Origin of the sequence: Bacillus sp. SD075 (assembly GCF_017355165.1) — a bacterium.
GTDB lineage: Bacteria > Bacillota > Bacilli > Bacillales > DSM-1321 > Peribacillus.
Window position 1 is genome coordinate 82,504 of record NZ_JADILK010000006.1, and the last position, 14,756, is coordinate 97,259.

The 14,756-nt window shown below is 36.0% G+C and carries 15 protein-coding genes and 2 pseudogenes; 2 read left to right on the plus strand and 15 right to left on the minus strand.

Annotated elements, in window-relative coordinates; genetic code table 11:
• Positions 1–239: 239 nt before the first annotated feature.
• The 4 genes from IOC57_RS06890 to IOC57_RS06905 form a co-directional block, all read right to left on the minus strand.
• Positions 240–977, minus strand: a complete 738-nt coding sequence (locus tag IOC57_RS06890; protein ID WP_207438017.1) for an enoyl-CoA hydratase/isomerase family protein — start codon at positions 975–977, stop codon at positions 240–242.
• Between the two features lie 42 nt (positions 978–1,019).
• Positions 1,020–1,394, minus strand: coding sequence for a hypothetical protein (locus tag IOC57_RS06895; RefSeq protein ID WP_207438018.1), 375 nt, complete (start codon positions 1,392–1,394; stop codon positions 1,020–1,022).
• Positions 1,395–1,541: 147 nt separating this feature from the next.
• A complete protein-coding gene (locus IOC57_RS06900) occupies positions 1,542–2,732 on the minus strand; it encodes a CaiB/BaiF CoA transferase family protein (protein WP_207438019.1) in 1,191 nt (396 codons plus the stop codon).
• Positions 2,733–2,884: 152 nt separating this feature from the next.
• Positions 2,885–3,787, minus strand: a complete 903-nt coding sequence (locus IOC57_RS06905) for a LysR family transcriptional regulator (protein ID WP_207438020.1) — start codon at positions 3,785–3,787, stop codon at positions 2,885–2,887.
• Positions 3,788–4,142: 355 nt separating this feature from the next.
• On the opposite strand from IOC57_RS06905, the gene IOC57_RS06910 reads away from it, so the two are divergent.
• The gene (locus IOC57_RS06910) at positions 4,143–4,724 is read left to right on the plus strand and encodes a cysteine dioxygenase family protein (RefSeq protein ID WP_207438021.1); all 582 of its coding nucleotides are present in this window, start codon (positions 4,143–4,145) and stop codon (positions 4,722–4,724) included.
• Positions 4,725–4,820: 96 nt separating this feature from the next.
• Here IOC57_RS06910 and IOC57_RS06915 read toward each other — a convergent pair.
• The 5 genes and pseudogenes from IOC57_RS06915 to IOC57_RS06935 form a co-directional block, all read right to left on the minus strand.
• Positions 4,821–5,018: pseudogene (locus IOC57_RS06915) on the minus strand (IS110 family transposase); the annotation flags it as partial.
• Positions 5,019–5,197: 179 nt separating this feature from the next.
• Positions 5,198–5,650 carry a hypothetical protein gene (locus IOC57_RS06920; protein ID WP_207438022.1) on the minus strand — a complete coding sequence of 151 codons (453 nt, stop codon included), beginning with the start codon at positions 5,648–5,650 and terminating at the stop codon, positions 5,198–5,200.
• Between the two features lie 3 nt (positions 5,651–5,653).
• Positions 5,654–6,466 carry a DUF3100 domain-containing protein gene (locus tag IOC57_RS06925; RefSeq protein WP_207438023.1) on the minus strand — a complete coding sequence of 271 codons (813 nt, stop codon included), beginning with the start codon at positions 6,464–6,466 and terminating at the stop codon, positions 5,654–5,656.
• Between the two features lie 74 nt (positions 6,467–6,540).
• The gene (locus IOC57_RS06930; RefSeq protein ID WP_207438024.1) at positions 6,541–7,743 is read right to left on the minus strand and encodes a M20 family metallopeptidase; all 1,203 of its coding nucleotides are present in this window, start codon (positions 7,741–7,743) and stop codon (positions 6,541–6,543) included.
• 479 nt (positions 7,744–8,222) lie between these two features.
• The gene (locus IOC57_RS06935) at positions 8,223–8,822 is read right to left on the minus strand and encodes a group II intron maturase-specific domain-containing protein (protein ID WP_309487680.1); all 600 of its coding nucleotides are present in this window, start codon (positions 8,820–8,822) and stop codon (positions 8,223–8,225) included.
• A gap of 26 nt (positions 8,823–8,848) precedes the next feature.
• Here IOC57_RS06935 and IOC57_RS25770 point away from each other — a divergent pair.
• A pseudogene (locus IOC57_RS25770) lies at positions 8,849–9,010 on the plus strand (group II intron reverse transcriptase/maturase); the annotation flags it as partial.
• A 1,339-nt stretch (positions 9,011–10,349) separates the two neighbouring features.
• On the opposite strand, the gene IOC57_RS06945 reads toward IOC57_RS25770, so the two are convergent.
• The 6 genes from IOC57_RS06945 to rpmG form a co-directional block, all read right to left on the minus strand.
• Entirely contained in the window at positions 10,350–10,601 is a 252-nt protein-coding gene (locus tag IOC57_RS06945) for a hypothetical protein (RefSeq protein ID WP_207438025.1), read from the minus strand.
• Positions 10,602–11,191: 590 nt separating this feature from the next.
• Positions 11,192–12,124 carry a CobW family GTP-binding protein gene (locus IOC57_RS06950; protein WP_207438026.1) on the minus strand — a complete coding sequence of 311 codons (933 nt, stop codon included), beginning with the start codon at positions 12,122–12,124 and terminating at the stop codon, positions 11,192–11,194.
• Between the two features lie 56 nt (positions 12,125–12,180).
• Positions 12,181–13,368 carry a GTP-binding protein gene (locus IOC57_RS06955; protein WP_207438027.1) on the minus strand — a complete coding sequence of 396 codons (1,188 nt, stop codon included), beginning with the start codon at positions 13,366–13,368 and terminating at the stop codon, positions 12,181–12,183.
• A 453-nt stretch (positions 13,369–13,821) separates the two neighbouring features.
• Entirely contained in the window at positions 13,822–14,169 is a 348-nt protein-coding gene (locus tag IOC57_RS06960; protein WP_207438028.1) for a hypothetical protein, read from the minus strand.
• Between the two features lie 77 nt (positions 14,170–14,246).
• Positions 14,247–14,516 (minus strand): 30S ribosomal protein S14, encoded by a 270-nt coding sequence (gene rpsN, locus IOC57_RS06965; protein ID WP_207438029.1) that lies wholly within the window; start codon positions 14,514–14,516, stop codon positions 14,247–14,249.
• An 80-nt stretch (positions 14,517–14,596) separates the two neighbouring features.
• The gene (gene rpmG, locus IOC57_RS06970) at positions 14,597–14,746 is read right to left on the minus strand and encodes a 50S ribosomal protein L33 (protein ID WP_098373698.1); all 150 of its coding nucleotides are present in this window, start codon (positions 14,744–14,746) and stop codon (positions 14,597–14,599) included.
• Between the last annotated feature and the right edge of the window lie 10 nt (positions 14,747–14,756).

The window sequence follows — 14,756 nt, forward strand, 5'->3', positions numbered from 1 at the left end:
AGTTATCTTCCTGAACAAAACTCTAATGGAGAAAATTTGGTATGTCGATATGATTAGGTGTATTATTCTGAAAATATCGTACTGTGGTTTCTGCATCTAATTTATAGAATCACAGGATATTCTGATTAATTTTCATAACGACAGTTAACGAAAATTCGAGGCCAAATATAAACTTAAGTAACTGCTTCTCTTTCTCCATTAAATCCATCATTTCTTTATGCACGCTCGCTTCTTTCAAACTATTTGGCTAAATAATCATGGAATCTTTTCTTAAAATCACCTTGAAGAACTGACTCACTCGTTAAATCATGAGAATCGTTTTGTTCTACACAGCATAGGCCCTTTATTTTTTGAGCTGTTTTTATCGGCACTTTCAGCAGTGTTTCTGCCCATTTAGATGAAATTTCAAGGGCATCTTTTACATCCACACAAATTTCATGGACCAGCCCATAGTTTTGGGCCGTACGTGCATCAAGCTTTGTGTTTGTCAGTGTTAGAAACCGGGTTTTTGAAACGCCAATTTCATTGATTAAACGCTGTGTGCCTAAGATCAGTCCAAATTGTGGACCAGGAAATCGAAAAAAACTTGTAGCAGTTGCGATTCTCAAATCGCACGAAATTGCCAAATCAGCTCCTGCTCCATATGCATATCCGTTCACTATAGCAATTGTCGGAATCGGAAAATGAGTTAGTTCATTCAACAAGATGGATAAATCATAAAAAAACTGACTTGCCTCTTGATTTGTTAATGTCTGTATGTATTTAACATTTACTCCCGTACTAAAGGCACGAGATACGTCACTACTTAAAATTAAGATACCTATATCATCCCTAGCAGTAATCATTTCCATGCCCATTTTTATTTCTTTGTATAGATCAATGTCAATTGCATTCAGATTGTGAGGTTTGTTTAAAGAAATACGAGCAACCTTTTTTGATGAGCCTAAGCAGTCAATGTTCAATTTTAACGTTTCCATGGCGGCTCCTTTCATGTTTTGTATCATACTTATTTGTTTACTTCAGGAACTAAATAAACTTGGCTCGATCTCATTTTTTGGGAGTTCAATAGACAGTTTTATAGAGTTACTCGAGATTAAAGCTTTCAATTCGGAGAAACCTGTATTATTTTGAACACGGTAGTAACGAAATTTTTCTTTTTGAGCAGTCTCATACGACAACTCACAAAGCATACTAGGAGGAGCACATAAAATATGTATTCCTCTTTCATTAAGCCATCTTATAACAGCTCCTCTTTTTCCAGCTTGCAGCTTAAGAGCAGGATTTTCAAAGTCCTTGACCTCTCCTGTTTCAACATCGAATAAGCGGATAACATCTCCCACCACAATCGGCACAATTATTTCTTTATCTCCTGATAAGACCATTGCAATAGTCATGTGAGCCTTCTCCTTTTTTTAACTGCAGAAACTAATCATGTACCTACAGATAATGTTTCTGTTGCAGTATTCTACATTAAATTAATCATATTATTCATATATTAACACTTGGTTTATTAATATTAATGTCCCGGTACCCTTTCTATCTTACTTCATTTCAAATCCAGTTGAATGCAGCCATTCTTCTATTACTTCTTCATTATGTTCCCCTATAATAGGGGGATTTCGATAAATCTCAAACTCGTACCCGGTCATTTTTACTGGAAATCCTATTGTCTGTGTTTGCTTACCATTAGGTAGTTCCATCTTTTTTACAATATCAAGTGATTCGGTAATAGGGCTGGCCAAAGCCTCTTGAAAATCATTAACTGGTGCTGAAGGGACACCTCGTTTATCAAATTCATCGAGCCATTCAGCTGCGCTTTTTGTAATAAATACTTTTTGTAGTATTGATTTTAGTGATTTTTGGTTTTTCGCCCGCAAAGTCTGTGTCACAAATCTTGGATTGGTAAATAAATCTTCTAGATTTGTTGCTTCACAAACTTCGTACCAAAGTTTATCATTTCCTGCAGCAATAACAAAAGGTTTGTCGTGGCCATTAAATACTTCATATGGAGCGTTCCGAGGATGGGCAGTACCTAAACGTTTAGGTACTTGCCCATTCCCAAAATATTCACTAGTTTGAAGCGCTGAAATCCCCATTACGCTTCCAAGCATTGAGCAGTCAATATATGCACCTTTCCCCTCTTGTTTTGATTTATGAATGGAGGCTGCTATCGTATAGGCAGCATATAGGCCTACGGAAAAATCGGCAATTGGAACACCACACTTTACAGCCGGGCCATCCTCTTCGCCGGTGACACTCATTAGGCCGCTAAATGCTTGTATTGACACATCAAAAGCTCCTTTTTTAGCGAAGGGGCCTAGTTGGCCATATCCTGAAATAGAGCAATAGACTAGTTTATGATTTAATTCAGAAAGACAATTATAGTCCAATCCAAATTTCTCTAACACTCCAGGCCTGAAATTTTCAACAATAACATCTGCTTTTAAACAAAGTTCTTTTAATAACTTCAATTCTTCTTTAATTTTAAAATCGATAACGACGCTTCGCTTATTACGGTTTAAAGATGAAAAATTAGAACTATAATCCCCTTTTTTATCACTTTCAAAAAAAGGAGGCCATGCTCTCATACCATCTCCACCATCTGGTCTCTCTATTTTTATGACATCTGCTCCTAGATCGGCTAATAACATGCCCGTATATGGACCAGCTGCAATTTGACCGAATTCAATAACCTTTATCCCAGATAATGGATGATCATTCACAGTTACCATTACTATTCTTTCCTCCCTTCTTAAAGAAACAGAACATTTTAAGAAAATCTGGTTTAATCAAATTTAACAAGTTTGCGACTCGGAATAATGTGTTTTCCAAATTATATATTAGCAAATTCAATTTGTATAATTGATAAATAAAAACGTATCGTTCAGAAATACTGATGTGACTTTTTTTGAATAACGCTATCTTTAATTGAATTTATTAATCTTTCAATTGCCGTACCATTTGTAATGGTGTTTGTCTTGCGTAATATTCCTGTAACTACACCTTCTTTTAAGTCCTCTATCTTTCTGACCATGGTACCTACTGGAGGGGATTCAACTATGACATCCGGGACTACGGCTATTCCTAGTCCAGCCTGTACATATTCCTTTAATGCGGTCATACTGTTTACCTCTAAACCAATATGGGGAATGACACCAGCTTCTACTAATGACTTTTCTAAATTAATTCGATAATTACATACTAAAGCACCTAATAAGAGTCTTTCCTCCTTTAAATCATATAGGTAGACTTCTTTTTTTTGGGCTATAGGGTGATTATCAGGAATTACTAGAGATACTTCTTCCGTTAACAATGGCTCAAATACTGTTGTATGATTTAATATTGGTGTATTGCAAAGCGCTATATCAAGTTCGCCGTCTAGTATCATTTGATTTAAATTTTGTGTATTGTTTATTTGAATGCTGATTTCCACTTTGGGATACTTTTTACAAAATGGCCCCAAAATTTTTGGCAGACGGTAAATGGCCATTGGTTCTATCGCTCCAATTCTAATCTTGCCAGCTTCACCATTCAGCCATTCAGCCATTGTATTTTGAATATACGCTAGATCTCTTAGTAAGATATCTGCTTTCTCATGAAAAACTCTTCCCGCTTCTGTTAAGTAAATTTTTTTCCCCCTTTCAATCAATTTTACACCAAGATCCGATTCCAGCTTTTGGATTTGCAATGTAACAGTTGATTGTACATACTTCAGTTCATCTGCTGCTTTTTGAAAACTTCCAAGACGCGCTATCGTCTGAAAGGTTCTTATGTTTCTTAAATCCACAAACTTCCACCCCACATATTTTTTAACTAAAAAAGCCTAGGAATCTTGGAATTAGATTCATAGGCTTTTTCTTTATAGATTATATTTATTCAATCTATGCCCATTAGTCCAAACACTGGTTATATAACCACTCGATGGCCTCTAGTTGTCTAGTGGGCTTATTAAATTTGTTTTTTTTACTATATATCCATTTTCCCGATAAATCAAGTTGGTTTTATTTTCAATTCATTTTTTTTGAACTATTTATTCCTCTTTTTCAATTATACAAGAGCATGCATTCAAGTTATTATAATTAGAGAGAGTTAATTCCAAGTTATTTTACCAAAAAAATGCATTTGCGATAAAGGAGGAAAAAATGACACATCTATCTATCCAAACCTTTGAGGAATCTATAAGAAAAGTGCTACATGTGGCAAAATCCGAAAAAGAGATTGTTAACCAAATGCAACCCTATTTTCAATCACTACTGGAAAACGAAGACTTATTGCCCGAATCATATAAACAGTCAAAGCCCGATAAGTACAGGCAATTTTTACTTTACAAACCGGAGGATGAAGCATTCTCTATCGTTGCCTTTGTGTGGGGACCTGGTCAAACAGCACCTATTCACGATCATTTAGTATGGGGTTTAGTCGGTATTTATGAAGGAACCATTGAAGAAACTAGATATCGTAAAATTCCCAATGATAAAAGTGAAGTTGGATTTAATCTAGAAGTTGTGGAAACTGTCATTGCAAAAACGAAAGATATTTCTTTTGTTTATCCACCTAATGCTGACATTCACAGTGTCCGTAATCCTTTTAATGATATAGCAATTACCATTCATATATACGGCACAGATATCGGCAAGCAAAAAAGAAATCGTTATGCAAGTGAAACATATGCAATGAATCCTATCGTTACATCACATGAAAATGATGTTCCTATTTATAGATAACATAAACATGTAAAAACAACAAATGACCTGACTCTTAAAGTCCATCAGGTCATTTTAATTTGGATTTTCACAAGCACATCAAACGCATACAGACTTTATGTGAGGGTTTACCGTTACTACATCAATTCCTTGTATAAATAGCCATTTTGAAAGATTAATCCAGTAATGGCCTGTAGGTTCCATTCCCACGAGGGCTGCCACCAGTTTATTTAATCTTTGAAGCTTGTCCATCCATTTTAATAAACTAGCAAATCCATCTTCATTATTTTCAAATGCAAGTGGATCTCCTAAGATTCAAAATCCATGATGTTCTGTATGACATTAAATCTTGATTACTACATAATATACTATTTAAATATTTTAGCGAGGTCTATGTTGTTATAAATACCTCATTTAAGGCAAGGGATTCACCCTGGCCTAAATGAGAGGCTGTCCGTGTGACGCCATGGATAATATATCAATTCACCCTCAAATCAAATAATCCCTTGAAAGCGTAGAACAATTTCAGCAATAATTGCAGAACCCAAAAAGGTCCCAAGTAATACACACATTCCTACAACAATCGTTTTCCAACCTAGTTTAGCAAAGTCTGCCCATGAACGGCCAATACCTATCCCCGCATAGGCTAGGATGGGTGTAGCTATTGCTAAAAGACTGACATCTGCCGTCCACTTTACAAGTTGATCTGATCCAGGCATGCTAGGGACAGTAAGTATAAAACCTAATATTCCAATGTAAGCTATACTTGGAATTTTAAGTGGGACTAGTTTGCCGATAATCAGGCCAGCTAAAGAAATAAGGATTAAAATAATCATTCCTGGTAAAGCAGTGATTGGGAGTATATCATAGCCGATCCAATTTCCGATTAACACCACAACTCCAATAATAACCAAAACTAATACCCATTCTTGGATGTTCTTTAACATTGGTTACACCCCTACATTCGATTTCATATTTTTAGTTTTTCTTTTTGTCATCCATTCATAAATTTTTTCTGTTAATGGCAAAGCAATAAAAATACTCACATATAAACCTGTTACAGATGTTGCAAGATTACTTGCACCTGAAAAAGCAATAATTTGATCTTTCATTTCTGGAAACGCTGTAACTAGAGGCCCTAATGCAGCAGCCGCCATACTTCCACTTCCTATTCCAGTTGCCATAGCAAAGGATAATGGATGAATGGGCGTAATAGTTGCTAACAATCCAGATATTAATCCCATAAAAATAGCGCCAAAAACGGTACCAAAGATGTATACAGCCATAACTCCGCGACCTTCTGGTGAGGAAAAACCGTATTTATCTGTAATTAAAGCGACATTGGGCTCACGTCCAATAGAGTGTGTCATTCCGATAGATTCTCGTTTCAATCCTAGTAAAACTGCCACTGGAAGGGCCAGAAAAATAGTGCCGAGATTTCCTATTTCTTGAAGGAGTAGTGCAGGGCCTGCTTCAATTAACAGAGGCAAGGCTGGACCTGCTTGTACACCAAACTTCGCAATAAGTAATGTAACCGATATAAAAACAAGTGATTCGGCACTTTTGGATTGCTTTTCCTTAACAAGTGGTGTAAAGAATAATAAAATTCCAATTATAACTGCATAAAGCATTGGCAATAATAAAATAACTCCTGGTCCTAAGGGAATTTGGTGCGTGCCAATCGTTTCAGACAGTAATACGATAGCAAAGACCGTGGCATGTACTCGCCAATCTTTCCAAAGTTTTTGTGTTTCAGTTGTCATCTTTATCATCCCTTTTCATTTTTGGTCTTGATTAAGGGGCCATATACAAAGAGGCCCCTTAATTTCACTATTTTTTATACTTGTTGTGATGATAAAGTCTTTGCACCATTCTTCATGTATTGTAATGTCGCTACCCCAAGAGTTTTTGCAGCGATTAATAACGAGCGTTCATCGATGTCAAACTTTGGATGATGGTGTGGATAGGCTTGTTTCCAATCAGGACTTTTTGCTCCTGTGAAAAAGAAAGTTCCTTTTACTTGTTCTAAATAATAGGAGAAGTCTTCACCAGCCATAATAGGTGGGGTTTCTTTAACAGATTCGACACCAGGTACTGAGTGAGCCAATTTCGCTACCAATTCAGTTTCTTCCTTGTGGTTAACTGTAGTCGGATATCCTCTCGTATATTTATAGTCATAGGTTGCATCGGATACAATACATGTTCCCTTAACGACTCTTTCAATTTCTTTTTCTATAAAATTACGAATCTCTTCTTTAAATGTTCGAACTGTACCAGTTAAAGTAGCTGTATCTGCAATAACATTGTAAGGATTTTTGGCTTCAAAAGCACAAACTGATACAACAGCAGATTCTAATGGATCTACTTTCCGGCTAACAATTTGTTGTAGATTACCTATAAGCTGTCCTCCAATTACAATACTATCCTTTGTTTCGTGCGGGGCAGCGCCATGTCCACCTTTACCCTGAATTGTTATATCAAAACGATCAGGTGCTGCTTGGAGAGGGCCTGTCCGATAACCAATTTCTCCTAATGGCATCTGTGCCTGTAAGTGCGTTCCAAAAATCACATCAACCCCATTTAAGCAACCATCTTCTATCATAGCGATGGCTCCACCTGGTGGTAGCTCTTCAGCATGTTGATGGAGAAAAACAACTGTCCCTTCAATTTCCGACTTCATGCCATTTAGAACTTTTGCAAGGCCCAATAATGTTGCTGTATGCCCATCATGGCCACATGCATGCATGACTCCTTCATTAACTGATTTAAACGGTACGTCTGTTTGTTCATGAATCGGAAGTGCATCAAAGTCTGCCCGTAAAGCAACCGTCGGCCCGGGTTTATCTCCTACCAGATAAGCTAAAACCCCATTTCCTCCCACACTTTTGCGTACTTTGTGCCCAAGTTTTTCATGATAGGCCGCAATATAATTTGCTGTATTCACTTCTTCAAAAGAAAGTTCAGGATGTTGATGAAGATGGCGTCGAATATCGACGATTTCGTTATAAATATCATCCAATCCTTTAAATAATTGATCCATTAATTCCACTCCTTTAATATAGTAGTATTTCATTTCAAATAAATGGTTAAATATCGATTTTAGCCCTTATCTCAGAGTATAATCATCATAATAGTACCAATAATATTTAGAAAATTCAATATACTCAATTATTAGCAACTAAACTTTTTTTCTGCTAATTACCCCCGTAACCGTTTCATCCTTCATCTAATCAGCCAGCACCAGATAAATTGAAATTATTTCCCTAAATCATTTTTTTCAATACCCTCTTCTATTTGCTAAATCTTTTAACACGTATCTTTTCTATACAAACATCTCATTATCTTTTTTATTTATCGCCTTTATTTTTTTTCCAGATCGTTCAAAATGCTTCCTTCTCCACCTAACCTGCCCCGTCAGTTGCATAAATAGAGTAGGGGGAAAATAAGTGTATTATTTTCCCCCCCTCTCACAACACCGTACATATGGTTCGCGTATACGACGTTTCAATTTATATACTTTTAGATAATGTTTAAAGCAGAGGGGACTCCCCTCTGCTTTAGTCTTTTGTTTGAGATTGCTCTTTGGACGACTTTGGATACTCCTATGAATCGGTAACCTTTTCGACAGTGGGTTAATCCTTTCGCTTCTTCCTCCGGAATTCCTAGTTGAATAAGCGATTTAATTTGTTTCTTCGCTACTTTCCATTGTTTCCATATGATGTCCCTAATTCTAGAGCGAAGCTTTGTGTCTATTCGTTCCATCTTTTTTTTCATGTTTGCCACTCTGAAGTAGTTTACCCATCCAACTATTACTTGGTCCAATTTCAATATTCGGTAGTCTAGTGGAACTTTCCAATTTCGCTTTGTCAGTTGTCGAAGTTTCCTTTGAAACTTCTGTACAGAACTTGGATGAGGTTTCACTTTGTAGTTGTTGTTATTCGTGTCGTAATAATACCCAAATCCTAAGAATTTCAACTCTTTTGGACGTGAGATTCTACTCTTCTCTACGTTGATTATCTCGCCTAATTTCTCTTCTATAAATCTCACGATTGTGCTCATTACTCGGTTCGCTGCCTTTTCACTTTTCACAAAGATAAGGGCATCATCAGCGTACCTCACGAACCTTAGTCCTCTTCTCCAGTTCCTTATCCAATACAATAAAAGACGAAAATGTCATCTCGTTAATCAGAAAATACTTAGTCAGTGGAGTCATGGTGAATGGAAAACATGAAGACACACCTGTCGGTACGCCGCAAGGAGGCAACCTCAGTCCACTATTAAGTAATATAATGTTAAACGAACTTGATTTCCTTAGTGGTTGGTCGATGTGTACCCCCATAGAGAACTATCACCACCTAGGTAGTTGCCATGCCTGGCACACAAGAAAAAACTGCCTTTAAGGCAGCCCCGACCTTCAGCTAGCGGGTACGTTAGCGCTCAATAGCAAATGAATGACAACTCGTTATTTTACTCCAGGAGGAGGGGGTGATCTATGCTGTCACTCTACTTTGGCAACAGCTTATATAATTGCTAACTACTATGAAGATAATGTAGGGACAATTCCGTTTCAAACGATGAATGGAGAGCTTGAAAAGTATGATTTTGTTTCTTGATGCTTTTATCCAAAGGTTATCGTGAATGAAGATCCCGTTTGTGGCTCTGCACATTGCAATTTCATTCCTAATTGATCGCAACGCCTGAGCTAAGATGAAATGATAGCAAGACAGCTTTTCGAAAGAGGTGGAATGTTATATTGTATATTAAAGGAGGCGGAGTAAAAATCAGGGGAACAGCTGTTTCATATTCAATTGCTGACCTTCAGGTTACTCACTAAAAAGAGTAAATCAATATGACGGTTGAAGAAATAAACAAGGAATTAGGTATTACGTTACCTGAGAGTTATTCCCCTCAAAGCTATGTATGTACCAAGAAGATATCAATTTAAAAATAAAAAGATGGATAACCTTTACCCATCTTTTTATTAACCCTATGAATTAAATCCCTTTAAAATTAATGAACTCAAAAAAGTTCTGAATCCTAAGTAATCTTAAATTACTCGATATAATAAACTATCCCTTTATTTACTGTTTTCTTCTTCAGCTATCCTTTCAATAAACTAAACACAATCTCAGGAATGAAACTACATTTGAGTTTAGTGAAGATCATGCAGTATTAGTATTTAGCCCCATTAAAATCAAATTTCTAGCTTCGGAATTTCAATTTTTCCCGAACAGAATTGTATTTTTGATATTTTACACTAGGCAATAATATATATTCTTACGGGATATTTGTTGTTAAACATATATACAAATGTAATTCTCCACTTTAAGCCACCAGATGGTCAGCTTATTGAAATAAGGCACCACCCTTAAACACAAAACCTTATTTTGGAGGAAGCTCTACCATAAATTTTAAAATCCAGAACAAAATTCTGAGAGATATGCTTCTGTTGTTTTGTCTCTAAGTAACAGATAGAAATATTAGATTATAAACATTTGTCTCGATAGAAATTCTCTCTAATTCCTCTTCCAATATCGGCCCAGCCGCCTACGCCAGATATTATGACAGCCACACATGCCATCCAATCCATTCTTTTCACAATAGAAAACGCTTACATTTCGAGGTTACTAGAAAACAATTGAACTCTTATTCTACGATTTTGTATTGCATGGTTGTTCCTCTTAGTAGTTTCTCATCTTCAATCATACAGGAACCTTTGTCATGTAAGTATTCAAGTGAGATCCCCTTTCTTAAAGCTGCTTGTTCCATTAATCTAATTTCATGATACATAGCATCAGACAAGATGCCTTTTTCAATGTTCTTACTTATTTCAAAATAAAACCCAGCCAATAATTCTAACGGTAATTTATCGTAAAGGGAACTTTCTTCTTTAACCATAAATGACCTCCTATTTAGATAATATAAAAAACTGGCATGTATTGAAAGAATTTTTAAAATTACTTAAAGAAAGCTTCCAAGGTCTTCTTGGAAATAACCTTCAATCGTAAAAGCCATTATATCACCATGATGAAAATACTTAAATACATTACTCTTATAATTGGATTTATTTTCGGGTATATTTGTTTGGTATATGATTTATACGGTTTATCAAAATTGACAAGGGGCTTACTTCCTAGGGATAATTGTCGGTCTAGTATTCATATTCAATGAAAACAAAAAATGAGCCGAGTTCGATGTATGATTTCTGGATTTGCAGTCCTTTCATCACGGTTCTTCCTGTTTTAGTGCTTGGTATAGCTATTATTATAGCAGCTATCTTTATACAATACATAATGTAAAAGTTTTTTTTATCGAAAAAGTAAAAAACACCTCTCGATTGAATGAACGTTAATTGAAAGAATCGTTCATTTAAAAAGCCGCCCATTACGCCTTTTCAATTGAGCAGGGTCTTTTTAAGTATGGGCATTTTTCCAATAAAGAAAAAGCTAACTAAATAAAGGATAGCTTTTTCTTTAAATATTATTCGTTCAATTATTTAAATAGATATTTTCAAGGTTGTTTAATTGGGAATGAATTTTTTTTCTGTCCAGGTTTTCTCCAATAACAACTAAATGATTTGTAAAAGCAATATCTTGTGGGTAATAAGAAGGCATTCCGTATGTATATTGAAATAGATTGACTTTTCCCCTTTCTTCCACGAATCGAACAAAGCCCTTTATTCGATGAATCGTATCAGGAAGTTTCATTAACCACTTCTCAAAATCGTTTTTTTTAATTTCATTAGTAAAGGTATAGGTTATTGCCTGGATATGTAAGTGTTGTTGAACATTCACCTTCTCAAATTCACAAATGGAAGTGCGATTAGAATAAGGAATATCAGATAATGGTACTTGAGAAAAATTAGTCATAAAAAGAGTTGCATCTGGATTGAAAGACTTTAATTCTGTTGTAATTTGCTGTAATTCATTTTTACTTAACTGATTGGTTTTATTGATGATTAAGGTATCTCCATGTTTTACTTGCTCTTCATATAAGCGCTTCAACTGAGGACTTTGACTGTTCCTTTGTAACCATCGATATGCATCAACTGTTGAAATGATTGAGCGTATGGATATGCGGTCAGCAATGACCGGCGACAGACAGGCATCCAGGATTTCAATCGGATGGGCAACACCAGACGCCTCTATATATATTACATCTGGTTGATGCATATGGAATAAGGTTAATAAAGAGATTTCCAAATCATCTTTCGCCGTGCAGCATATGCATCCATTCAACAATTCCTGTAGAGGAACCTTATCACCTATTATTTCTGTATCAATGGACTTCTCCCCCAATTCATTCATTAAAACGGCCACTTTTCTTCCGCTAGCTTTTTCATCTGTTAATAAATTTTGCAACAACGTAGTCTTTCCACTGCCAAGAAATCCGCTTATGATAACTACCTCTACTTGTGTCATTTTAACTACTCCTTAAAAATTCAAGCTACTAATCGTAGGGCGTGTGTCCTTTCTTCTTATATATTCCAAGTGAACGGGTCCGGAAGGTATTCCCAGTTGCTTTCTAGCTCTCTTTCCGTTAACAAACATGCATCCAATTCTTTTGTGAGTTGCCTTGTGTTGATATCTATCCCGATAAAGACTAGCTTAGTATGACGATCTCCATACTCAATATCCCATTCTTTAAGGATTTGTGTTTCATTTTTAAATATTTCCTCTTGTTGTAATTCCGGTAGAGACGCGACCCAATAAGACAATGGCTCAAGTGTCACGGATGGTCCTGCTTGTGATAAAAGCAATGCTACATTATTCCTCGTCGCACACCATGCAATCCCTTTAGCACGGACGATTTCTTTAGGCATCGAATGTATCCAATTGGAAAATTTCTCTGAATTAAAAGGCAATCTTCTTGCATAAACGAAGGATGATATTCCATATTCTTCGGTCTCGGGTGTATGAAGGGCCGGTCCTTCATTTAATTCTTGAAGCCACCCTGCGGAGGCGCTTGCTTTATCAAAATCAAATCGGTTTGTATCCATGATGTACTTTGGATCCACCCTGCAATTTTCTGTACGGATCAGCTTAGCATCAGGTTGTAATTTACGTAATACACTCTCTAATTGATCCAAGTTTTCATCTTCAACCATGTCACATTTATTAAGAATGAGGACATCGCAAAACTCAATTTGATCTATTAATAAATCGGCAATATTTCTATCATCACTTTCACCTACAGCTTCCTTTCTATCCAATAAAGAATCCCCTGATTGAAAATCATGCCAAAATCGATTCGCATCAACAACTGTAACCATCGTATCCAATCGGCAATATTTAGTTAGATCGATACCCATACTTTCATCTATATATGAAAAGGTTTGTGCCACTGGTATAGGCTCGCTAATCCCCGTTGATTCTATCAGAATATAGTCGATATCTCCTGCTTTAGCCAACTTCTCTACTTCTTGAAGTAAGTCCTCACGTAAAGTACAGCAAATGCAACCATTGGATAATTCTACAAGCCTCTCATCCACCCGAGAAACATGACCACCTTGTTTGACCAGTTCGCTATCAATATTTATTTCACTCATGTCATTTACGATAACCGCAACTTTTAAGCCTAGCCTATTTTTTAAAATATAATTCAGTAAAGTTGTCTTACCTGCACCTAGGTATCCACTTAACACAGTCACCGGAATTTTTTTCATATTATTTCACTCACCTCATTTAAATAGTAATCATTTCGATTTATACGAAATTTTTTATCATAAAGATCTAACGATTATACTTACCGCTCGATGGGCTCCAGAAATGTTACGTGCTTAGGGACCATTTCAAGTTCTGCTAATGGAGCTGTCACATATAAGTTTTTTAATTGGTTCTCTTCGTATTCGGTATTTCGTTATTTAATGTATCCCGTCTGATTCTTTGGCCCAAGCCACGCTGGAACGCTTTCAAAGATACGGATTCTAAAGGGGGGGGGGCAGCTTTTAAAAAGAATGTGGCTAAAGTCGTCCCCTATATTCCGTCTCCAATAATAATCCACTTAAACATAGTTAATTCCTTTATAAGGATTACCTATAATTTCTTACTGTTATCATAGTGCCTGAATACTGATTATTAGAATGGTCCAACCTTCTTTTGCGCAGAAGGTTATTAGGTTAAGATAAGAACATGAATACTCTCTGTTTGGTTTTATCCGATTTATCGGTGTAATCAATCCATTTTATTCGTTTACACCGTTCATCAATGGATGTATCTATTTCTAATTGTGCCTCATCCATTATTTTCTTTATTGTAGAGATAGGAAGAGAGAAGTGGTCTGCTGCCGCTTTAAATGGAGAATTTGCAATCATTAATTGAAGAAATTGTTTTTCATCCACGGCAGTATCCTCTAATCGATATTCCATACTCTCAATATACTGGTAAACTTCTCTCTGTATATCAGGTAATTTTTTGATCGCACTTCGAAGTAAAAATTCCATTAAGATGGGATTAAATTGCTCCATATTTTCACCTCTTAACTATTACTATAAAAACACCAACTACCAGATTTTCACATCTGGTAGTTGATGTTTAAATATATTTACCAACTAGCTTTTTTCACACCCGGTATCTGCCCTTTGTGAGCATACTCTCTAAAAGCAATCCTAGACATTTTGAACTTTCTTAAATATCCCCTTGGCCTTCCAGTTACTTCACATCTGTTTTTAAGCCGAGTAGGCGAAGAATCTCTAGGGAGTTTTCTTAGTGCTTCAAAATCACCTTTTTCTTTTAAATCTGCACGAATGGCTGCATATTTCATCACCATTTCCTGCCTTTTTTGCTCTTTAACAACTTTTGATTTTTTCGCCATATTAATTCTCCTTTTTACAAATCGGAAGGATTACGTTTTATCATACGTATTCTTTCATATTGATTTTAAGTTCTTAATGCCTATTTGGTTTCCCTGTGTAATGTACGTCTTTTCAATCGTGGACAGTATTTCATTAGTTCAATCCGATCTGGATTATTTCGTTTATTCTTTGTCGTAATATAATTGCGATCTCCAGTTTCCGTACATGCTAACGTAATATTAATTCTCATCTTTTTCCCT